We start from the raw sequence: 20,160 nt of genomic DNA, 5'->3' as shown, positions 1-20,160 counted from the left end.
TCAGGCTCCTTTGCCGACGAAATCGATGATGTGCCGAGTGACGATCTCGGGCTGTTCCAGGTGGGTGAAGTGGCCCGCGGCCGCGACGACGATGCGGCGGCTGCCCGGCGGGAGGTGGTCCAGCGCGTCGGCGCCGGTGTCGACCAGTCCGCAGGTGTCCTCGGCGCCTTGCAGATAGAGGGTGGGGACCTGCGGCGCGGCGAAGGCGGCCAGCTGTTCGTAGCGGTGGTCGCGGGTGCGGCGGTAGAGCGGGTTCCAGACAGCGCGGTAGTAGCTGAACGCGGCGCGCAGGCGGGCGCGGCCCGCCAGGGCGAGCAGTCCCAGCTCGCGGTGCCTGGCCACCGCCGAGACCGAGTTCGGTGCCCAGGACCGCCACAGCCGGTCGACCAACCAGGCGCCGATCGCCTCGGAGAGCCAGGGGACCGAGACGAGCGTCATGTACCAGCTGCGCGGGGCCTGGCGGGCCAGGCGCGTGGCATTGGCGCGCAGACGCGACGGGGCGAACAGCGCCTTGATCGTGGCCAGCGGCGGGATGGCGATCAGGACGCTGCGGTGGAACAGATTCGGGTGTGCCGCGGTGAGCGCGCTCACGATCGCGCCACCCCAGTCGTGGCCGATCACGATCGCGCGCCCGTCGGCGCCGATCTCGTGATGGATGCCGACGATGTCGCCGACCAGTGAGCCGATCGAGTAGTCGTCGTCGGCGGCCAGCGAACTCGGCGCGTACCCCCGCGTGAACGGGGCGACGACATAGCGTCCGGTCGCCGCGAGCGCGGGGCCGAGCACCTCCCAGGTCCAGGCGCTGTCGGGAAATCCGTGCACGAGCAGGGCGACGGGATCACCGGGTTCGCCCCAGGTGAGTGCCACCAGTTCGGCGGTGGGCGACCGGAACCGTCGCGTTTCCGGGGTGGGCGAAGACATGCGTGCCCTTTCGGTCCGTGGCCGGGTCAGGCCTTGCATTTCGACATTCACTAGTGCATGGTTTTACATGTTACTTCACGTCGCGTCAATCGTGGGGAGATAAGTTCCCAGGTAGAGGCGGTGAACGAGCCTTATGGGTTTCTTGAATCTCGAGACGTGCGACATGCACGACAGCATGAAGGGAGTCCGGTATGGGCAGCTACGAGCTGCTGATCCGCGACGGGATCTGGTTCGACGGCGCCGGATCGGCGGCGCGCACCGCCGATATCGGCATCAAGAACGGTGAGGTCGTCGCGATCAGCTCCCGGCCGCTCGACGTCACCGAGGCCGACGAGGTGATCGACGCGGGCGGCAAGTGGGTGATGCCCGGGTTCGTGGACATCCACACCCACTACGACGTCGAGATGCTCGCCGCCCCCGCGCTCACCGAGTCGCTGCGCCACGGCGTGACCACCACCGTCATCGGAAACTGTTCGCTGACCACGATTCTGGCGACCGATGTCGAATGCGCCGACATCTTCAGCCGGGTCGAGGCGGTGCCGCGCGAGATCGTGATCGGCACCCTCGGCAAGCACCGCACCTGGTCGACCCCGACCGAGTACGCCCAGGCCGTCGACCGGCTCGACCTCGGCCCCAACGTCGCGACGTTTCTCGGCCAGTCCGACCTGCGGATCCACGTCATGGGCATGGATCGCGCGGTCGACGACAAGGTCAAGCCGTCGGACGCCGAGCTCGACCGGATGATCGCGCTGCTGAACGAGGCGCTCGACGCCGGATTCCTCGGCATGTCGGCCACGACGAACTGGATCGACAAGCTCGACGGTGACCTCTACCGCTCGCGCTCGCTCCCCACCACCTTCGTCAAGCGCCGCGAATTCCGCGCACTGAACAAGGTGCTGCGCGATCGTGAGCGCATCCTGCAGAGCACCCCGGAGATCTCCCTCACGCCCAACCTCCCCACATTCTTCCTCGCCGCGGGTGGCCGCTTCCGTCGCAAGGCCCTCAAGGTGTCCCTGCTCGCCGCCGCCGACTCCAAGGCGTACCCGCCGCTGGTGTACTTCATGATGTACGGCGCACCGATCATCAACCGGCTGCTCAACGGGGTCTTCCGCTGGCAGCATCTGCCGGTGCCGTTCACGGTGTACGCCGACGGCATCGACCTGGTCGTGTTCGAGGAATTCGGTTCCGGCGCGGCCGCTCTCGACATCAAGGATCAGGTCGAGCGCAACGAACTGCTGCGCAGCGAGGAGTACCGGCGCTGGTTCCGCCGCGACTACGAGAACAAATTCACCCCGAAGATCTGGCACCGCAACCTCTACGACGCCACCGTCGTCGACAGCCCGGATCCCGCGCACATCGGCAAGAGTTTCGGACAGCTCGCCGACGAGCGCGGCATCCATCCGGTCGACGCGTTCCTCGACCTGGTCGTCGAACACGGCCGAAAGATCCGCTGGCGCACCACGATCGCCAACCACCGCCCGAAGTACGCCGACAAGCTCGCCGCCAACAAGAACGTGCACATGGGCTTCGGTGACGCGGGCGCGCATCTGCGCAACATGGCCTTCTACAACTACCACCTGCGCCTGCTCGAACGCGTGCAGTCGGCACAGGGCGAGCGCAAGCCGTTCCTCACCCTCGAGCAGGCGGTGCATCGCCTCACCGGCGAACTGGCCGACTGGTACCAGCTCGACGCCGGCTACCTGCGGGTCGGTGACCGCGCCGACATCGTCATCGTCGACCCCGAGGGACTCGACAAGCAGGTGCACGAACTCGCCGAACAGGAAGTCCCCGAATACGGCGGCCTGCGGCGCATGGTCAACCGCAACGACCGCGCGGTCACCGCGACCATCGTCAACGGCCGCGTGGTCTACCGCGACGGGACCTTCGCCGACGGGCTCGGAAACGGCTGGGGGCCCGGCCGTTTCCTGCCCGCCGGGCGCAAGGTCCGTGGCGCCACTCCCACCGTCTCGGCGCAGTAGTGCCGGAAAGGAACACCGTGCTGGAACCCTCCGAACTCGCGCGCTCGCTCAGCCTGCCGGTGGTCGCGGCCCCGATGTTTCTCATCTCGAAGCCGAAACTGGTGATCGCGCAGGCCCGCGCCGGGATCGTCGGCTCGTTTCCGACGCTGAACGCGCGGTCGGTGGAATCACTGCGGGACTGGCTGGCCGAGATCGGTGAGTCCGTGGCGGGCGCCCCCTACGCGGCCAACCTGATCGTGCACCGGTCGAACACGCGCTGGGAGGAAGACCTCGCCGCGGTGGTCGACCACCGTGTTCCGGTGGTCATCACCTCGCTCGGTCTGCGGTCCGAAGTCGTCGGCGCCGTCCACTCCTACGGCGGCATCGTGCTGCACGATGTGATCAACAACCGCTTCGCCCGCAAGGCCGCCGACACCGGGTACGACGGTCTGATCGCGGTCGCCGCGGGCGCGGGTGGGCACGCGGGCACGTTGTCCCCGTTCGCCCTGCTCTCCGAGATCCGCCAGTGGTTCGACGGATTGCTGCTGCTGTCCGGCGCGATCGCGCACGGGCGCTCGGTGCTCGCCGCCCAGGCCGCGGGAGCCGACCTCGCCTATGTCGGGTCGGCGTTCATCGCCACCGACGAAGCCGACGCCGTGGACGCGTACAAGGAGCAGATCGCCACTTCGGCTGCCGCCGACATCGTCTACACCAACCTGTTCACCGGCGTGCACGGCAACTACCTGCGCGGCAGCATCGAGGCCGCCGGTCTCGACCCGGACAACCTGCCGGTCTCGGACCCCTCCGCGATGAACTTCGGCTCCGGCGGCAACACCGACGCCAAGGCATGGCGCGACATCTGGGGTTCCGGCCAGGGGATCGGTCCGGTCGACGCGGTCGTGCCCGTCGCCACCCTGGTCGATCGATTGACTCGCGAATACGCCGAAGCGCGTAGGCGTTTGGCCGCCCTGGCCTCGCACGACCTGCTGCCCGCCCAGTGACCCGACATCCCGAGGACGCCATGGCCTACGACGAGATCCTGTACTCGGTGCGCGACCACATCGCCACCATCAGCCTGAACCGCCCCGCGGCACGCAACGGCTACACACTGACCATCGCCGCCGAGCTCGCGGCCGCCTTCACCGCGGCGGACCGCGATCCGGACGTCCGCGCGATCATCCTGACCGGCGAGGGGACCGACTTCTGCGTCGGCATGGACCTGTCCGGTGGCACGCCGGGCGGCGACGTCGACGACGACTGGCTCGAACCGGCCGGACAGTGCTCGCGCCGGATCTTCGAATGCACCAAACCCGTCATCGCCGCGATCCGTGGCGCCGCCGTCGGTGCCGGATCGACGATCATCCTGCCCGCGGACTATCGCATCGCGGCCACCGACAGCCGGTTCGGCTATGTCTTCACTCGGCGCGGCTTCTTTCCCGAGGGCGCCTCGGCCTGGCATCTGCCGCGCGTCGTCGGTATGGGACGGGCGATGGACTGGATGCTGTCCGGAAGAGTGTTCCCCGCGGCCGAGGCGCTCGCCGGTGGACTCGTCCACCAGGTCGTCGAGCCCGATGAGGTCCTTCCCGCCGCCGAGGTCTACGCGCGGGAGCTCATCGAGCACACCGCGCCGGTGTCGGTGGCGGTCACCCGCCAGATGTTGTTGCGGCTGAGCGCTTTCGACAGTCCCTACCCCGCGCACGCCCTGGACTCGAAGCTGATCGGTGGACTGGCCACCAGCGCCGACGCGATCGAGGGCATCACCTCGTTCCTGCAACGTCGCCGCCCGGACTTTCCCGGCCGTGTGCCCGCCGACATACCGGCCTTCGTGCCGTGGACCGGGATCGACGACGCAGCTGCAGCGAACCGACCTCGATAGCCGCGGTCCAGCCTCCAGGAGAAGCGGATGTCAGCCGAAGACCCGATGCACGACGAGTTCCGCGGTGCGGTCCTTGCAGCGGTAGGAGAACTGATCGCCGACCGTTGCTGGTCGCAGGCCGACGTCACCGTGGTAGCCGCACGGTGCGGCGTCGACAAGCAGAAGATCTTCGACGCCTTCGGCACTCGCTCGATGATCGCGGCCGCTTACATCCACTACCGCCTCGACTACCTGCTGGTCGAGATCGAGGCGGTAGTGGAATGCGGGCCGACGCTCGCCGACAGTGTGCGGACCGCGTTCGAGTGCTTCTTCGACGTCGTCGACGAGACATTGCTCCCGCTGGCACTGGCGGACCGCCGTGAACAATCGCTGCTTCTACTGCGTGCAGCCAACGAGCAGATCCTCGCGCGCCTGGCCGGGGTACTCCGAATGATCGAGCCCACCCTGGATCCCGTCGAAGCTCGCCTGGCCGCCGGTTCTGTGGCGCGGGTAGCCCTCGCTTACCTCGTTGCCCCAGAACTACCGAGACCACGAGCCGTCGAACAACTCACAGCGTTGTCGCTGACGATCCTCGACGGAGCACATCGATGAATACCGACAGTCGACCTCGATCCTGCGGGATGCCCGCCGGATCCGGAATATGCGTCCAGAGGACCTCACCATGCTTTTCGACACTTTTCGCTCCGCCGCCCTGCGGTATCTTCATGCGATCCTGCAAACCCCGTTGCAGTTCTTCGCCTTCCTGTTCGGGGCATGGTTCACCGCCAATGGGGTGATCGCCTTCGGTATCTACCCGGACATGGCCTTCGGCGCGACGATGCACTCGTGCACGATCCAATTCCTCGGCTTCATCCCGGTCACTGTCAACGGTTGGCACGCTCTGTTCCACCTACTCACCGGTGTGGCCGGGCTGGCGCTCGCGCGCCGCTATCGCGATGCGCGCGCGTATGCGCTGGGGTGCGGGGTGTTCTACCTACTGATCGCCGCGTTCGGGTTCACCGGTGGTGATCACGTGCTGCACCTGATAGCAGTAGACACCTTCGGCAACATCGTGCACGCTCTCGAAGGCATTGCCATGGTGGCGGCAGGCGGGTTCGCACCGAAAACACCGACGCTACGATCGGACTCTGAAAGCGGCTTGCCTGCTTGACCTTTGGAGGAGTGTCGTCAGCCACCGGCTGACCGCTGCTTGGCTTCGCGGCACGCAGTCGAGGATTTCGCTGTAGTCACAGCTGGGCTGAATCCTCAACCCGATGTCGGCGTGGGGCTGCCGACGCCCGCTGTGTCTCGATATCAGGTGTGGTCGTATGCGAGGTAGCTGCGCTGGGTGGCGATATGGCCCGCGACATATCGGGCGTCGTGCCACACCCCCCAGATGAAGGAGGATCCGCGACGGGACAGCCAGGGCAAGCCGACGAAGTAGAGGCCGGGCTCGGCGGAGACTCCGCGGCGGTGCTCGGGCCGCCCGTTCTCGTCGAACGCGTCGACCTTCAGCCAGCTGTAGTCGGTGGCGAAGCCGGTGGCCCATACGATCGACGTGATGCCGGCGGAGGCGAGGTCGAGCTCCAAGACTGGGTCGGTGACCGAGGCCGGGTCGGGGCCGAGGACGCGTGCCTCGGGCTCCTCGGGGAGGTCGGCGTTGTTGCGTTCGGCCCAGGCATCGGCCTGGTCCAGCAGCTCCAGGTAGTTGGCATCGCCTGCGGCGATGTTGTCGGCGAGGTCCGGCGCGAAGCGCAACACGCCGTCGTCGTACGACTCGGCCCTGCCGACGAGATGGATTCCCCGCGCGGCGAGCTCCCGGAAGTCGACCGTGTGCCCGCCGCGAGCGCCGCTGACCGCGATGGTCACGTGCTCGGCGCCCGCAGCGGGCGTTTCCATGTCCCACAGGCCGAGGACCCCGAGCCACCAGCAGAAGTCGCGGCCCCGATAGCTGCGTGGGGGCCGGTCGTGTGGACCGACCGAGAGGTATACCCGGCGGCCGGAGCGCTGGAGTTCGTCGGCGATCTGCACGCCGGACGACCCGGCGCCGACGACCAGCACGGCGCCCTCGGAGAACTGGTCGGGGTTGCGGTAGCCGCTGGAGTGGATCTGCACCGGTACGGCGCCCTCGGGCACGATGGGCGGGATGATCGGGCGCTGGAACGGTCCGGTCGCGGCGACAACGAACTGTGCGTCGATGACGCCGTCGGAGGTCTCGACCCGGAACCCTCGCTTTCCGACGTGCCGCCGCACCGAGGTCACTTCCACGCCGCATCTGATCGGCGCGGCGATCTTCTCGGCGTAGGCCTCGAAGTACTTCGCCACCTGGTCCTTGGACGCGAACGCCGCGGGGCTGACGTCGTCGAACTCGAGGCCGGGAAAGCGGTCGTGCCAGGCCGGTCCGTTCGCGACGAGTGAGTCCCACCGCTCGGTGCGCCACCTCTCCGCGATGCGGTGTCGCTCCAGCACCAGGTGCGGAACGCCACTGTCGCTGAGGTGCTCACTCATCGCGACGCCCGCCTGTCCGGCGCCGACGACGAGGACCTCGATCTGCTCGCTCGCCACTCCAACCTCCACACTCTCGACGGCCACCAGTTCGGGTGTGCCGTGCTTGTCCGCAATCCTCAGCCCTGGGCTTGTCGGTGTCCAACAGATGTTGTTGTCGCTCTAGTTCTGTTTTGTAGATGCAAGGACGACGGCTCGCCATCGGTTCAGCTGATGCAGATGCTCATAAACATCTGTTGGACATATCGCTTTGGGTGCAGTGGACTGGGGCCAGTCACCTGTCCAGGAGTGAGGAATCACGTGAGCATCGTCGCCGGCGGCCACACCCGCATCCGTCCGTTCAACACCCGGGAGACCTATCCCGAGCAGAACCTCGACAACGACCTGTGCCAGGCGGTGGTCGCGGGCAATACCGTCTACGTCCGCGGCCAGATCGGCCAGGACCTCGACACCAGCGCCTCGGTCGGCATCGGGGACGTCGAGGCCCAGACCGAGCGGGCGATGGCCAATATCGACATGCTGCTCACCGAATCCGGCGCCCGGATGGAGCACTTGGTCAAGCTGACGATCTACATCGTCGACCCGCGCTATCGCGAGACCGTCTACCGAACCATCGGTCGCTGGACCAAAGGCGTATACCCGATCTCGACCGGGCTGGTCGTCTCGGCCCTCGCCCGGCCGGAGTGGCTGGTCGAGGTCGACGCTATCGCCGTGATCCCGGGAGCCGAACAGTGACCTTCTCCCTGCTCGCCATCGACGGCCACGGCGCCATCGGCATGGCGGTCACCTCGTCCAGCCCGGCGGTGGCCGCGCGCTGCATCCACCTGCGGGCCGGTGTCGGGGGCGCCGCCTCCCAGAACGTCACCGACCCCCGCTTGGGCACGGCCCTGTTGGATGCGCTCGAGACGGGCCTGGACGCGCCCGGCGCGATGGCACGCGTCGTGGCGGATCGCGACCACATCGACTTCCGCCAGCTCACCGTTCTCGGTCTCGACGGCGCAGGCGCCGCCTTCTCCGGAGCCGGTGCGCTCGGCACCCACGCCGATCGAGTCGGCCCGGGTGTGGTCGCGGCGGGTAACCTGCTCGCCCGACCGGAGGTCGTCGACGCGGTCATCGATGGTTTCGCCGCCGCGACCGGTGAGCTCGAGCAGCGTCTGGTCGCCGCGCTGGTTGCCGGTCAGGCGGCCGGCGGCGAGGTGGACCCGGTCCGCTCGGCCGGACTGGCCGTCGTCCGCGAAGTGCCGTGGCGGGTCACCGACCTCCGGGTGGACTGGAGCGACCAGCCGATCGAGGACCTTCGGCGCCTGCTCGACGTGTGGCTTCCGCAGCGCGACGACTACGTGACGCGCGGGCTGAACCCGACGGCGGCGCCGGCCTTCGGCGTCGGCGGAGACGAGTAGACCGATGATCCAAGACTTCAGCACGGCGTCCGGGTCGGACTGTGCGGCACGCCGCAGCGCCGCGGGCACCGTGGCCGCGGACGCCGACCGTCTGATCGCACTCTCCGAACTGCTGCACGCGAACCCCGAAACCGCCTGGGAGGAGCACCGCTCCTCGCGCTGGGTGGCCGAGGCGCTCGCCGAGGCGGGTTTCACGGTGACCGCGAACTATCTGGGACTGGAGACCGCCTTCCTCGCCGGCTATGGCAGCGGCCCGTTCCGGCTCGGTCTGTGCGCGGAGTACGACGCGCTGCCCGGACTCGGTCACGCGTGCGGACACAATCTGATCGCGGCGATCACGGTCGGTGCCGCACGCGCGCTGGCACCGCTCGCCGATGCGGCGGGCCTCACCATCGAGGTCTTCGGGACCCCGGCAGAGGAGGGCGGCGGCGGCAAGATCGAATTGCTGGAACGCGGCGCCTTCGCGGGGCTCGACCTGGCCATGATGGCCCACCCGGCGCCCGTCGACGTCGCCGAGGCGCAACCGTTCGCGGTCTCACATTCCCACGTCTCCTACCGGGGTAAGGCGGCGCACGCCGCGGCGTATCCCGAGCAGGGCGTCAACGCGGCGGACGCGTTCACGATCGCCCAGGTCGCGGTCGGACTGCTCCGTCAGCAGTTGCCCCCGACAGTCCGCGTGCACGGCGTGATGACCAATGGCGGCGAAGCACCCAACGCCATCCCCGCGCACACCGAGGGGCGCTGGTACGTCCGCGCGGAGAGCCTGGCCCAGCTCGCCGAGACCGAGGAACGGGTATGGCGCTGCTTCGAGGCGGGGGCCATCGCCACCGGCGCCACTCTCGACATCGCCGCCGAGAGCAAGCCGTACGCCGAGTTCCGCACCTACCAGGCGGGCCTCGACTCCTACGTCCGCAACGCGCAGCGCCTCGGACGCGTCTTCGACACGGACTCGCCTGCCCGCCGAATGAACAGGGCCTCCACCGACATGGGCAACGTTTCCCAGGTGGTGCCCGCGATCCATCCCTATATCGGCATCAATTCCCTTCCCGCCCTCAACCATCAACCCGAGTTCACTGCCGCCTGCGTCGGCGGTGACGCCGAGAAGGCAATTCTCGACGCCGCGACGGCCCTGGCCTGGACGGCGCTCGACATCGCCGAGGACACCGCCGCGCCATGAGCACCGACTCCTTCCGTACCGAGCACGATTCGCTCGGCCCGCACGACGTGCCCGCCACCGCCTACTGGGGGGTTCACACCGCCCGCGCACTGACGAACTTCGCGATCAGCGGCACGCCGGTCGGTGCGCACCGCGAGCTCGTCGCCGCCCTCGGGGCGGTCAAACTCGCTGCCGCCCGCGCCAATCACGATCTCGGCCTGCTCGACGATCGGCGATTCGACGCCATCGCGGCCGCCGCGGACGAGGTGCGCATCGGTGTCCTGGACGGACAGTTCGTCGTCGATGTGATCCAGGGCGGGGCCGGTACTTCGACGAATATGAACGCCAACGAGGTGATCGCCAACCGCGCGCTGGAGATCCTCGGACTCGCGCGCGGTAGTTATCACGAGATCCATCCACTCGATCACGTCAATCGCTGCCAGTCGACCAACGACGTCTACCCGACCGCGGTGCGACTCGCGCTGCTGACGATGATCGAGCGGCTGAGCGAGTCCATCACCGCCCTGGCCGATGCGTTCGCGACCAAGGCGACAGAATTCCGCACGGTGTCGAAGATCGGACGCACCCAGCTGCAGGACGCCGTCCCGATGACCGTGGGACAGGAACTCGGGGCCTACGCCGTGACTCTTCGCGAGGAACTGGCCCGGCTGGCCGACTCGCGCACGCTGCTGTGCGAAATCAATCTCGGAGCCACCGCGATCGGCACCGGCATCACCGCGCACCCGGATTACGCGCGCCGAGCCGTCGCGCATCTGGCCGAGATCGTCGGCCTGCCGGTCACCGGGGCCGGTGACCTGGTCGAGGCCACCAGCGATACCGGTGCGTTCGTCCAGGTCTCCGGTGTCCTCAAACGGATCGTGGTCAAGGCCTCGAAGATCTGCAACGACCTGCGTCTGCTCGCGTCGGGACCGCAGGCCGGTCTGGGCGAACTCCAACTGCCCGCGCGGCAGGCCGGATCGAGCATCATGCCCGGCAAGGTCAACCCGGTGATTCCGGAGATGGTCAATCAGGTCGCCTTCTGGGTGATCGGGAACGACCTCACAGTGACGATGGCCGCGGAGGGCGGTCAATTGCAGCTCAACGCCTTCGAGCCCGTCATCTGCCACGGGCTGCTCCAGGGATTCGCGTGGACGGCAGCGGCCTTCGACTCATTGCGTGAGCACTGCGTCGACGGCATCCGCGTCGACGCTGTCAAGCTCGCCGCGGCCGCGGCAGGCAATGCCGGCCTGGCCACGGCGCTGACGCCGTTGCTGGGTTACGCGCGCTCCGCCCAGATCGCCAAGGACGCGCTCAGCGGGGTCGCGGATGTCCGCACGCTCGCGCTCGCCATCCATGGCGTAGAGGCCGAGACCCTCGACGCACTGCTCCGCCCCGAGCACCTGGCCAACCTTCTTCCCGAGTCGGCCGACGACAACGCCCGGATCGCCTCGCAGAGCAGTCCGCCGCACTGACCGGACCGTGTATCGAGCTCGCCTACCATCACTACTGATCGGGCCCATCCGGCCCTCGACTCCTGGTAGCGGAATGGACAAGGACGCCCGCGTGACGAACTACGGTTTCACCCTCGTGCAGTTGCGCTATTTCGCCGCCGCCGCCGAGCTGGGCAGTATGACGGCCGCCTCCCGGAAGTTGATGGTCTCCCAGTCCGCTGTCTCGACCGCCGTCGCCCAGCTCGAGAAGGAGCTCGGCGTGCAACTGCTACTACGCCAACACGCGCGAGGGCTCACGCTCACCGCGGCCGGCGAGGAGTTCTACCGGGAGCTACGCAATTACCTTGTGCACACCGCGGAGCTGGCCGAGGTCGCACGTACCGCGGGCCGGGCGCTGATCGGAGATCTCACCATCGGTTGCTTCTCGACGCTCGCCCCCTTCTCGTTGCCGCCGATGCTGGCGGCCTGCGAGCGGGAGCATCCCGGTATTCGCGTGTCGGTGGTGGAGGACGAGCACGCCGTACTGAAGCAGGCCCTGCGCAGTGGCCGGTGTGAGTTGGCGTTGATGTACGGCTACGACCTCGAGGAGGACATCGACCATGTCCGCGTCGGCGTCGCTTCGCCGTATGCCTTGGTCGCGAAGGGGCATCCGCTCGGGCGTCGCAAGCGGATCACGTTGCGCGATCTCGCCGATGAGCCGATGGTGCTGCTGGACCTCCCGCACAGCGGCCGGTATTTCGAGCGCCTCGTGGAATCAGCCGGCTTCCAGCCGGTGATCCGACATCGCACGTCGGGGTTCGAGACCGTCCGGGCTCTGGTCGCCAACGGCCAGGGCTGGTCGGTGCTCAACCAGCGCCCGGCGAGCAATACGACCTACGACGGATCCGAGGTGGTCGCGCTCGAGATCACCGATCACGTGGAGCCCCTCGACGTTGTCCTCGCATCGATGGCGGGCACGCGCCGTACGGCGCGTGCCCAAGCCTTCATCCGGTCGTCGATCCACACAGCACGGAACCGGGTGAACCGCTGAACCTCAGTGTGTACCGGCCGGTGGGGTGAGCCGCGCCTGCGACTCCTCCGCGGCATCCGCCGCTACGGTGTTCGAAAAGCGAACCAGGAGCAGGTACACCACAGCGGTCACCGCGAACCCGACGAGCCACGCGAGGTCGAGGTTGTGCAGCGGTGCCGCGAGCGGGCCGGTGAACAACGGTGTCACCATGAAGGGCAGCTGCGCCGCCAGGCCCACCGCGTAGCTGATCAGCCCGACTCGATTCCATCGGCCGTACTGCCCGCCGTCGCGCATGTAGAGGTCGGCGACGACGTAGTGCCCCTTGCGGACGATGAAGTAGTCCGCGAGGTTGATGGCCGACCACGGGATCAGGACGTAGAGCAGCAGCGACAGGAAGCTCTCGAACGTGGTCATGAAGTCGCCCTGCCCCAGGAGTGCGACCAGGGTGGCGATCGCACCGCACACCAGGGTTGTCAGCACACGGGTACCGGCCGTCACGGTCATCTTGAACATCGACTGCAACACGGTCAGCGCGTTCATGACCGCGGAGTACAACTCGACGCTGTTGATGAGAGCCGAGGTGACCGCGAAAACGATGAGCGCGATGACCCCGATCCAGCCGAGGTGGTCGGAGAGCGCGGCGAGGGGGCTGGCGACATTCGCCGCACCGAGCAGTACACCCAGGGTCATGACGAATACGGAGCTCCCGACGAGTCCGAGATAGGTGCTCCAGAACGCCGATTTGGGTCCGGTCTGCTTCGGCAGGTAGCGCGTGTAGTCCGAGACGTACGGCGCGTAGGCGAGCTGCCAGACGATACCGATGGCGAGCATTCCGAACAGGCCCTCGAAGCTGAAGGCGGCCTCCGCGCGCTCTGCGGTGACTTCGGGCTTCATCCAGAGCAACGCCATCGTCACCGCGACCGTCACGCCGATCAGGACGGACATGTACACCATCGTTTTGCTCAGCAGGTCATAACCGAACACACACAGCACGACGCCGATGACAGCGAAGACGACGATGACCAAAGATCCGTTCAGCTCCGGGAACACCACGGCGAGAGCATCTTTGGCGACGATCAGGATGCTGGCGAAGAAGCCGAGGAACATGATGAGCGCGATGACCGCGAAGAGGCTGCCGCCCTGGAACCCGAACTGGGCGCGGGCTTGCAGCATCTGCGGAATGCCGAGGTGCGGTCCCTGCGAGGCGTGGAGCGCGGCGCCGATGGCCCCGATCACATTGCCGACCAGAATGGCGAGGATGCTCCAGCCGATGGTGAGGCCGTAACCGCTGCTCGCGACCGCACCGGTGACCACGGCCAACGGCATCATGTTCAGCCCGACCCAGATCGCGAACAGTGACCACGGGGTCCCGGTGCGTTTGTTCTCCGGGATGGGCAGGATGTGCTCCTGCTCGAACTTCGCGAATGTCGTGCTGGCGACCTGGGGTTCGTTGGTCATGATCACTCTCTCTCGGCGCATCACCGCGCGGCTCCGAAGTGGTGCGGATCACGCCATCTTCCCGACGAATCGGCCATCTGTACACTTCACAAAACTGAGCTTCGGCATCTGGAAAACAGATGCTGGGTCCGCCTGGAGCCATCACGTTCCGTGAGAATCTCGCGCCGTGGGCAGGTAGCAAGGCGCCGCACGAACCCTCGGCCGTCGGTGATTCCTTGCCCCTTGGAGCAAAGTCAGGCACCGACCACGCTTGTCCCTCCGGGGGCCATGGGGGCGATCCGGACGCCCGTCGCGGAGTGTGCGTAGCTGGCCAGCTGCTGCTCCGCGCGCGCCAAGGTCATCGACGAGTTGTGTGCCAGCAAGTGCAGTCCGAGGGCATCCTCGAGGGTCACGAAGTTGCGCGCGATCACCTCGGACCCGTCGGTCAGGTCGAACTCGCCCAGCGCCCGACCGACCTCGAGGACCGAGGCGTAGAGCGAGACCTCGCGGTCGAAGAGCAGCGTCATCAGAGTGGCGTGGATCGGACTGCGGCTCGCGCTCACCGAGATCTCGTCCAGCACCTGACTGAGCAGCAGGTCCTTCCCGCGAGGAAGGCCCGAGTACATCAGGCGTGCGAGCTTGACGGTCGGGCTGTGATCGCCGTCGATGTCGCGTTGGCGCGACCAGTAGTAGCGGTCGGTGGCCGCCCGGTGAGCGGCCTCGATCAACTCGTCGAGCTCTGGGTAGTAGTACGCGATGAGACGGGACGAGACGCCGGCCTCCTCGGCGATGTTCTTCATCGTCGCGCCGGCCAGTCCATGGCTGGCGATGGTGGTGAGAGTCGCCGCGATCAGATGCTCGCGGCGACCGGCCTGGTCCTTGAGTCGCGCCATGGGAGTCACCGTAGCGCTCCCGCCGCAGGGCCGGACACCGAGATTGACAGCCGGTGTGTTCCACGGCATATTTGCGGTCCAGCGCAAAGAAAGGTTCGCTCGTGAGAACTCACCAGGACTGGATCGAACTGGCCGCCGCGGCCACGATCCACACCCGATCGTTCATCGGCGGCCGCTTCGTGGAGACCGGCGAGGCAGCATTCGAAAACCGCAACCCCGCGACGGGCGCGCTCCTCAGCGAGGTGGCCGACGCCGGACAGGAGGGTGTCGACGCCGCCGTTCGCGCCGCCCGCTCCACTTACGAATCGGGGGTGTGGAGCCGCGCCGGTGTGGCCTTCCGCCGCGAGCGGCTGCTGCGCTTCGCCGATCTGCTGGCCGAGCACTCGGCCGAACTCGCGGTCCTCGACTCGCTCGACATGGGCAAGCGAGTCGTCGATGCCCACGATCTCGATCTGCCCTTCTCGGTGAACCTGTTCCGCTACTACGCGGAGGCCATCGACAAGATCAACGACGAGGTCGCTCCGACGCCGCCGGGCACCCTCGGCCTCGTCAGGCGTGTGCCGCTGGGCGTGGTCGGCGCGGTCATCCCCTGGAACTACCCGGTCGACATGCTGGCATGGAAGGCCGCGCCCGCGATGGCAGCGGGCAACTGCGTGGTCCTCAAACCGGCCGAGCAGTCGCCGTCCTCGGCGCTGCGGATAGCCGAACTGGCGGTCGAGGCCGGAATCCCGGAAGGCGTCCTCAACGTGGTCCCCGGCCTCGGCGAGACCACCGGCCGCGCACTGGGTCTGCATCCGGATGTCGACGTACTCGCCTTCACCGGCTCCACGCAGGTGGGACGATTGTTCCTGCAGTACGCGGGCCAGTCGAATCTCAAGCAGGTGTGGCTGGAGTGCGGGGGCAAGAGCCCCCACCTGGTCTTCGCCGACGCCGAGGACCTCGCCGCCACCGCCGCGCAGACCGCGCACGGCATCTGGTTCAACCAGGGCGCGGTGTGCTCTGCCCACTCACGCGTGCTCGTCGAACGCTCCGTGCACGAGGAGTTCGTCTCCTTGGTCGCGGCCGAGGCGGCGGCGTACGCGCCGGGGGATCCGCTCGACCCGGCGGCCGGCATGGGCGCGATCGTCTCCACAGAACAGACCGATCAGGTGATGGCGTTCGTCGACGGGGCACGCGCCGCGGGCGCGCGCCTGGTGACCGGAGGCGAGCGTCTCACTCGAGGCGACAGCGACTGCTACGTGCAGCCCACGGTGTTCGACGACGTCGACCCGGCTTCCGCGCTGGCTCGCGACGAGGTGTTCGGCCCGGTGCTCGCCGTGACGCCCTTCGACAGCGAGGACCAGGCCGTCGCGCTGGCCAACGACTCGGCCTACGGGCTGGCGGCCTCGGTCGCCACGAGCAACCTCTCCCGCGCGCATCGCCTGACCGACCAGATCCACGCAGGCACGGTCACCGTCAACGGGGTGGACGCCTTCAGCGCGTGGACCCCGTTCGGCGGCTTCAAGGGATCCGGCTTCGGCCGCGACCTGTCACTGCACGCGCTCGACAAGTACGTGGGTCTGAAGACCGTGTGGATCAACCACTGAGCCGCGCAGGCACCACCCGTCCAGCCCGACCTAGGAGACCTCCCATGACCGAGCAGCCGCCCGCCGTGGCCGCCCCATACGACATCCTGTTCGAGCCCGTCAAGATCGGGCCGTTCACCACCAAGAACCGCTTCTACCAGGTGCCCCACTGCAACGGCATGGGCTATCGCGACCCCAGTGCCCAGGCCGCGATGCGCAAGATCAAGGCCGAGGGCGGCTGGTCGGTGGTATGTACCGAGCAGGTGGAGATCCACGCGACCTCCGACATCGCCCCTTTCATCGAGCTGCGGATCTGGGACGATCAGGATCTCCCCGCGCTGAAGCGGATCGCCGACGCGATTCACGAGGGTGGCGGCCTGGCGGGTATCGAGCTGGCGCACAACGGGATGAACGCACCGAACCAGCTCAGCCGCGAAACCCCACTCGGCCCCGGTCATCTGCCGGTGGCCCCCGACACGATCGCGCCGGTCCAGGCGCGGGCGATGACCGAGCAGGACATCGCCGACCTGCGACGCTGGCACCGCAACGCGGTGCGCCGTTCGATCGAGGCCGGCTACGACATCGTCTACGTGTACGGCGCTCACGGCTACAGCGGCGTCCACCACTTCCTGTCCCGGCGCTACAACCAGCGCACCGACGAGTACGGCGGCTCGCTGCTCAACCGGATGCGCCTGCTGCGTGAGCTGCTCGAGGACACCCTCGAGGAGTGCGCGGGCCGGGCAGCCGTCGCGTGCCGGATCACCGTGGAGGAGGAGATCGCCGGCGGCATCACGCGCGAGGATATCGAGGGCGTCTTGCGTGAGCTCGGGGAGCTTCCCGACCTGTGGGACTTCGCGATGGGCAGCTGGGAGGGTGACTCGGTCACGTCCCGGTTCGGTCCGGAGGGCAGGCAGGAGGAGTTCGTCGCCGGTCTCAAGAAGCTGACCACCAAGCCGGTTGTCGGCGTGGGGCGCTTCACGTCGCCGGACGCGATGGTCCGCCAGATCAAGGCAGGCATCCTCGACTTGATCGGCGCGGCCCGACCGTCGATCGCCGATCCCTTCCTGCCCAACAAGATCCGCGACGGCCGGTTGAACTTGATCCGCGAGTGCATCGGCTGCAATATCTGCGTCTCCGGAGACCTCACCATGTCACCGATTCGCTGCACCCAGAACCCGAGCATGGGTGAGGAGTGGCGGCGTGGCTGGCACCCGGAGCGGATCCGGGCGAAGGGCAGCGACTCCCAGGTCCTGGTGGTCGGTGCCGGGCCTTCCGGTCTGGAAGCGGCCCGTGCGCTCGGGGTGCGTGGGTACGACGTCGCCCTCATCGAGGCGCGTCGAGATCTCGGCGGCCGGGTGCGCCAGGAGTCACGACTGCCGGGCCTGTCGGCGTGGGGACGCGTCCAGGAGTACCGCGAGGCCGCGATCGCCGAACTGCCGAACGTCGAGGTCTTCCGCGAGAGCCCGATGACGGCGGCCGACATCATCGAGTTCGGTTTCCAGCACGTGCTGGTGGCCACCGGTGCGACGTGGCGCACGGACGGTGTCGCCCGCTTCCACACCACACCGCTGCCGATCGCCGAGGGTGCGCAGGTGCTCGGACCGGACGACCTGTTCGCGGGGCGACTCCCGGAGGGAAAGACAGTGGTCGTGTACGACGACGATCACTACTACCTCGGTGGAGTCGTCGCGGAACTGCTCGTCCAGCAGGGCTACGACGTCTCGATCGTCACCACACAGTCGCAGGTGTCCGCCTGGACGAACAACACCTTCGAGGTCAACCGCATCCAGCGCCGTCTCATCGAGAAGGGCGTCACCCGGATCACCGACCACGCCGTGACCCGCGTCGGTGTCGGAGGGGTCGAGGTGACGGACGTGTACGCCGGCGCCGTCCGAGAGGTCGAGTGCGACGCCGTGGTCATGGTGACCGCGCGCCTGCCACGCGAGGAGCTCTACCTCGAACTCGAGGGGCTCCGCGCGCAGGGCGAGCTGCGGTCGGTGCGCGGCATCGGCGACGCGTGGGCGCCCGCCACGATCGCCGCGGCCGTCTGGTCGGGCCGCCGCGCCGCCGAGGAGTTCGACGCCGAGCTACCGTCCAACGACGAGGTGCCCTTCCGTCGTGAGGTGACCCAGCTGGCCTGAGGTGTCGGTCGACCGGCACCGTCTACAGGGCGGTCGACTGCACCTCGCGCGTTCGAGCGGAACCGGAGACCATCGCCGTCGGCGGATCCGCGTGCTTCATGCGCGGCCGGATCGTCGAAGCCGACGACGATCACCAAGGTCACACCGACCGATCCACGCGCGGTTCTCGCACGATACGTAGGGGAGGAGTCCGACGGACGTGTCCGCTACCGGAGTATCCAGACCGACCAGCCGATAGGGCAGCCGCTGGAATTCCGCATGGCGATGCTCTGACCACATCGTCTGTGTCGAACCGGGGTTGTGCCCCTGGGGATCCGGACGCGTGTGCAATGTGCACCGCGATCCTCGCCAACACGCCACGACTCACCATGGTGACCCTACGAAGGGATGGCGATAGTGGAGGAAGAGTTCGTGCACCGACAAACCGACCCGGTTACGTGATCTCAGCGAGGCTTCCACCGCACCGTCATACCCACCATTCGAGGGAGATCAGGACAGCATGAGAACCGACACCACCAGGTACAGCAATTTCAGCGGCTGGATCGATCGTCCGGACGATGTGCGACCCGCCTTGGACGGCGACATCACCTGCGACATCGCCGTCGTCGGCGGCGGCATGGGTGGAATGGCCACCGCCCTGCGCCTCGCCGAGCGCGGCCAGGACGTCGTCCTGCTCGAGGCCGAGTTCTGTGGCTACGGCTCGGCCTCGCGCAACGGCGGTCAGATCGCCGGGGCGCCGGGTGGAGACCTGCGGATGCTCGGCCTGTTCTCCGGCAGCAAGCTCTCGGTGATGGCCAAGCTGGCTGAGCACGCGGGCCACTACGTGGAAGATCTCATGAAGACCCATGACATCGACTGCGACTATGTGCCGAACGGCTTGGTGTGGGGTGCGATCTCCCCGCTCATGATGCTGAGGGTCCGTACACAGGCGGCGATTCTGCGCGCTGTCGGCGGGCAGGGGACAGTCGGCAACCGTGCGCAGCTCGGCCTTCCGACCGGCTTCGTGGGTGGCATGCGAGAGGCCATCGGCGGCATGCTGAACCCGGGCAAACTCGCCCGTGGTGTACGGCGGGCCGTACTCGACTCGCCGGTCGAGCTCTACGAGCGGACCCCGGTGAGCGATGTCCGCAGGACGGGCGGCATCGTCGAACTCACCACCCCGAACGGCACGGTGCGGGCGAACAAGGTGGTGTTGGCGACGAGCGCCTACGCCGGCGAATGGGACATCACGCCCAAGAACCTCTCGGTGCCGCTGTACGTCATCGAGATCGAGACCGAACCCATCGCGCCCGAGCGGCTCGCCGAGCTGGAGTGGACCAGCCGGTCCGGCATCATCACCCAGCACCAGGTCATGACCCACTACCGGCTCACCGAGCGCAACACCATCGTCTGTGGGGTCCGCCGGCCCGAGCGCGGCCCGGGCTACCCGCTGCCGGATCGGGTTCCGTCCCCGAGCCTCGTGAAGGACATGGCGGCAGACCTGGCCGAACGGTTCCCGACGCTGGCCGACGTGTCGATCGCGCAGGCCTGGGGCGGTTGGATCGGCATCAGCGCGGACTGGCTGTCGGTCGCCGGCCAGGTGGGCAACAACGTCTACTACTCGATGGCCTGCAACGGCCACGGCCTGTGTCAGGTCCCGTATGTGGGCAAGCTGCTCGCCGACTACATCGTCGACGACGAGATGCCGGAGGACCTCGCGGGCATCTGGTCGGACGCCCCGAAGTACCCGGCATCGATGGACCTGGTCATGAACCCGTTGGTGCTGCGGCTCGTCTGGAGCGTGGACCGGATGAACGACTTCTTCAGCGGCAGCAAGACGCTGGCGCGGCGGCAGCTGCGTCGCCGAGGCCGCGCGAAGCGCTGACGCAT

17 protein-coding genes are annotated in these 20,160 nt (G+C 67.7%); 13 read left to right on the top strand and 4 right to left on the bottom strand.

From position 1 onward, the window contains the following. Complete coding sequence (locus AB0I35_RS24355; RefSeq protein WP_357398570.1) at nucleotides 1-921, bottom strand: alpha/beta hydrolase; 921 nt, start codon at nucleotides 919-921, stop codon at nucleotides 1-3. A 191-nt stretch (nucleotides 922-1,112) separates the two neighbouring features. Here AB0I35_RS24355 and AB0I35_RS24350 point away from each other — a divergent pair, with 191 nt between their 5' ends. The 5 genes from AB0I35_RS24350 (at nucleotide 1,113) to AB0I35_RS24330 (ending at nucleotide 5,905) form a co-directional block, all read left to right on the top strand. After that, nucleotides 1,113-2,900: an amidohydrolase family protein gene (locus tag AB0I35_RS24350; protein ID WP_357398568.1), complete on the top strand. Its 1,788-nt coding sequence runs from the start codon at nucleotides 1,113-1,115 to the stop codon at nucleotides 2,898-2,900. Between the two features lie 17 nt (nucleotides 2,901-2,917). Next, the gene (locus tag AB0I35_RS24345; protein ID WP_357398566.1) at nucleotides 2,918-3,880 is read left to right on the top strand and encodes a nitronate monooxygenase family protein; all 963 of its coding nucleotides are present in this window, start codon (nucleotides 2,918-2,920) and stop codon (nucleotides 3,878-3,880) included. Beyond that, a complete protein-coding gene (locus AB0I35_RS24340; RefSeq protein WP_357398565.1) occupies nucleotides 3,877-4,755 on the top strand; it encodes an enoyl-CoA hydratase-related protein in 879 nt (292 codons plus the stop codon). Before AB0I35_RS24345 ends, AB0I35_RS24340 begins: the two co-directional genes overlap by 4 nt. A gap of 27 nt (nucleotides 4,756-4,782) precedes the next feature. After that, nucleotides 4,783-5,346 carry a hypothetical protein gene (locus tag AB0I35_RS24335; protein WP_357398563.1) on the top strand — a complete coding sequence of 188 codons (564 nt, stop codon included), beginning with the start codon at nucleotides 4,783-4,785 and terminating at the stop codon, nucleotides 5,344-5,346. Nucleotides 5,347-5,416: 70 nt separating this feature from the next. Continuing rightward, nucleotides 5,417-5,905 (top strand): DUF4383 domain-containing protein, encoded by a 489-nt coding sequence (locus AB0I35_RS24330; RefSeq protein ID WP_357398561.1) that lies wholly within the window; start codon nucleotides 5,417-5,419, stop codon nucleotides 5,903-5,905. 143 nt (nucleotides 5,906-6,048) lie between these two features. Here the strand turns inward: AB0I35_RS24330 and AB0I35_RS24325 are convergent, their stop codons facing one another. Further along, on the bottom strand, nucleotides 6,049-7,299 hold the full coding sequence (locus tag AB0I35_RS24325) for an NAD(P)/FAD-dependent oxidoreductase (RefSeq protein ID WP_357398560.1): 1,251 nt from the start codon (nucleotides 7,297-7,299) through the stop codon (nucleotides 6,049-6,051). Between the two features lie 240 nt (nucleotides 7,300-7,539). On the opposite strand from AB0I35_RS24325, the gene AB0I35_RS24320 reads away from it, so the two are divergent. The 5 genes from AB0I35_RS24320 (at nucleotide 7,540) to AB0I35_RS24300 (ending at nucleotide 12,276) form a co-directional block, all read left to right on the top strand. Next, on the top strand, nucleotides 7,540-7,974 hold the full coding sequence (locus AB0I35_RS24320) for a RidA family protein (RefSeq protein WP_357398558.1): 435 nt from the start codon (nucleotides 7,540-7,542) through the stop codon (nucleotides 7,972-7,974). After that, a complete protein-coding gene (locus AB0I35_RS24315; RefSeq protein WP_357398556.1) occupies nucleotides 7,971-8,639 on the top strand; it encodes a DUF1028 domain-containing protein in 669 nt (222 codons plus the stop codon). The genes AB0I35_RS24320 and AB0I35_RS24315 overlap by 4 nt, the downstream gene beginning before the upstream one ends. A 4-nt stretch (nucleotides 8,640-8,643) precedes the next feature. Beyond that, nucleotides 8,644-9,816, top strand: coding sequence for a M20 family metallopeptidase (locus AB0I35_RS24310; RefSeq protein WP_357398555.1), 1,173 nt, complete (start codon nucleotides 8,644-8,646; stop codon nucleotides 9,814-9,816). Then, nucleotides 9,813-11,267, top strand: a complete 1,455-nt coding sequence (locus AB0I35_RS24305) for an aspartate ammonia-lyase (RefSeq protein WP_357398553.1) — start codon at nucleotides 9,813-9,815, stop codon at nucleotides 11,265-11,267. Before AB0I35_RS24310 ends, AB0I35_RS24305 begins: the two co-directional genes overlap by 4 nt. 91 nt (nucleotides 11,268-11,358) lie before the next feature. Continuing rightward, the gene (locus AB0I35_RS24300) at nucleotides 11,359-12,276 is read left to right on the top strand and encodes a LysR substrate-binding domain-containing protein (RefSeq protein ID WP_357398551.1); all 918 of its coding nucleotides are present in this window, start codon (nucleotides 11,359-11,361) and stop codon (nucleotides 12,274-12,276) included. Nucleotides 12,277-12,279: 3 nt separating this feature from the next. On the opposite strand, the gene AB0I35_RS24295 is transcribed toward AB0I35_RS24300, so the two are convergent. After that, nucleotides 12,280-13,713: a cytosine permease gene (locus tag AB0I35_RS24295; protein ID WP_357398549.1), complete on the bottom strand. Its 1,434-nt coding sequence runs from the start codon at nucleotides 13,711-13,713 to the stop codon at nucleotides 12,280-12,282. Nucleotides 13,714-13,946: 233 nt separating this feature from the next. Beyond that, on the bottom strand, nucleotides 13,947-14,585 hold the full coding sequence (locus AB0I35_RS24290) for a TetR family transcriptional regulator (RefSeq protein WP_357398547.1): 639 nt from the start codon (nucleotides 14,583-14,585) through the stop codon (nucleotides 13,947-13,949). Nucleotides 14,586-14,686: 101 nt separating this feature from the next. Here AB0I35_RS24290 and AB0I35_RS24285 point away from each other — a divergent pair, with 101 nt between their 5' ends. The 3 genes from AB0I35_RS24285 (at nucleotide 14,687) to AB0I35_RS24275 (ending at nucleotide 20,155) form a co-directional block, all read left to right on the top strand. Further along, the gene (locus AB0I35_RS24285; RefSeq protein ID WP_357398546.1) at nucleotides 14,687-16,171 is read left to right on the top strand and encodes an aldehyde dehydrogenase family protein; all 1,485 of its coding nucleotides are present in this window, start codon (nucleotides 14,687-14,689) and stop codon (nucleotides 16,169-16,171) included. A gap of 44 nt (nucleotides 16,172-16,215) precedes the next feature. Continuing rightward, complete coding sequence (locus tag AB0I35_RS24280) at nucleotides 16,216-18,291, top strand: FAD-dependent oxidoreductase (RefSeq protein ID WP_357398544.1); 2,076 nt, start codon at nucleotides 16,216-16,218, stop codon at nucleotides 18,289-18,291. A gap of 499 nt (nucleotides 18,292-18,790) precedes the next feature. Further along, nucleotides 18,791-20,155 carry an FAD-binding oxidoreductase gene (locus tag AB0I35_RS24275; RefSeq protein ID WP_357398542.1) on the top strand — a complete coding sequence of 455 codons (1,365 nt, stop codon included), beginning with the start codon at nucleotides 18,791-18,793 and terminating at the stop codon, nucleotides 20,153-20,155. The last annotated feature ends 5 nt before the right edge of the window (nucleotides 20,156-20,160 follow it).

This window comes from Nocardia sp. NPDC050378, assembly GCF_040655675.1.
GTDB lineage: Bacteria > Actinomycetota > Actinomycetes > Mycobacteriales > Mycobacteriaceae > Nocardia > Nocardia coubleae.
This window is presented reverse-complemented; position numbering and strand designations above follow the sequence as displayed.

Coding starts and splice junctions, on each gene's coding strand:
- AB0I35_RS24355 (WP_357398570.1), bottom strand. CDS start 921: ATGTCTTCGCCCACCCCGGAAACGCGACGGTTCCGGTCGCCCACCGCC.
- AB0I35_RS24350 (WP_357398568.1), top strand. CDS start 1,113: ATGGGCAGCTACGAGCTGCTGATCCGCGACGGGATCTGGTTCGACGGC.
- AB0I35_RS24335 (WP_357398563.1), top strand. CDS start 4,783: ATGTCAGCCGAAGACCCGATGCACGACGAGTTCCGCGGTGCGGTCCTT.
- AB0I35_RS24330 (WP_357398561.1), top strand. CDS start 5,417: ATGCTTTTCGACACTTTTCGCTCCGCCGCCCTGCGGTATCTTCATGCG.
- AB0I35_RS24310 (WP_357398555.1), top strand. CDS start 8,644: ATGATCCAAGACTTCAGCACGGCGTCCGGGTCGGACTGTGCGGCACGC.
- AB0I35_RS24305 (WP_357398553.1), top strand. CDS start 9,813: ATGAGCACCGACTCCTTCCGTACCGAGCACGATTCGCTCGGCCCGCAC.
- AB0I35_RS24295 (WP_357398549.1), bottom strand. CDS start 13,713: ATGACCAACGAACCCCAGGTCGCCAGCACGACATTCGCGAAGTTCGAG.
- AB0I35_RS24290 (WP_357398547.1), bottom strand. CDS start 14,585: ATGGCGCGACTCAAGGACCAGGCCGGTCGCCGCGAGCATCTGATCGCG.
- AB0I35_RS24280 (WP_357398544.1), top strand. CDS start 16,216: ATGACCGAGCAGCCGCCCGCCGTGGCCGCCCCATACGACATCCTGTTC.
- AB0I35_RS24275 (WP_357398542.1), top strand. CDS start 18,791: ATGAGAACCGACACCACCAGGTACAGCAATTTCAGCGGCTGGATCGAT.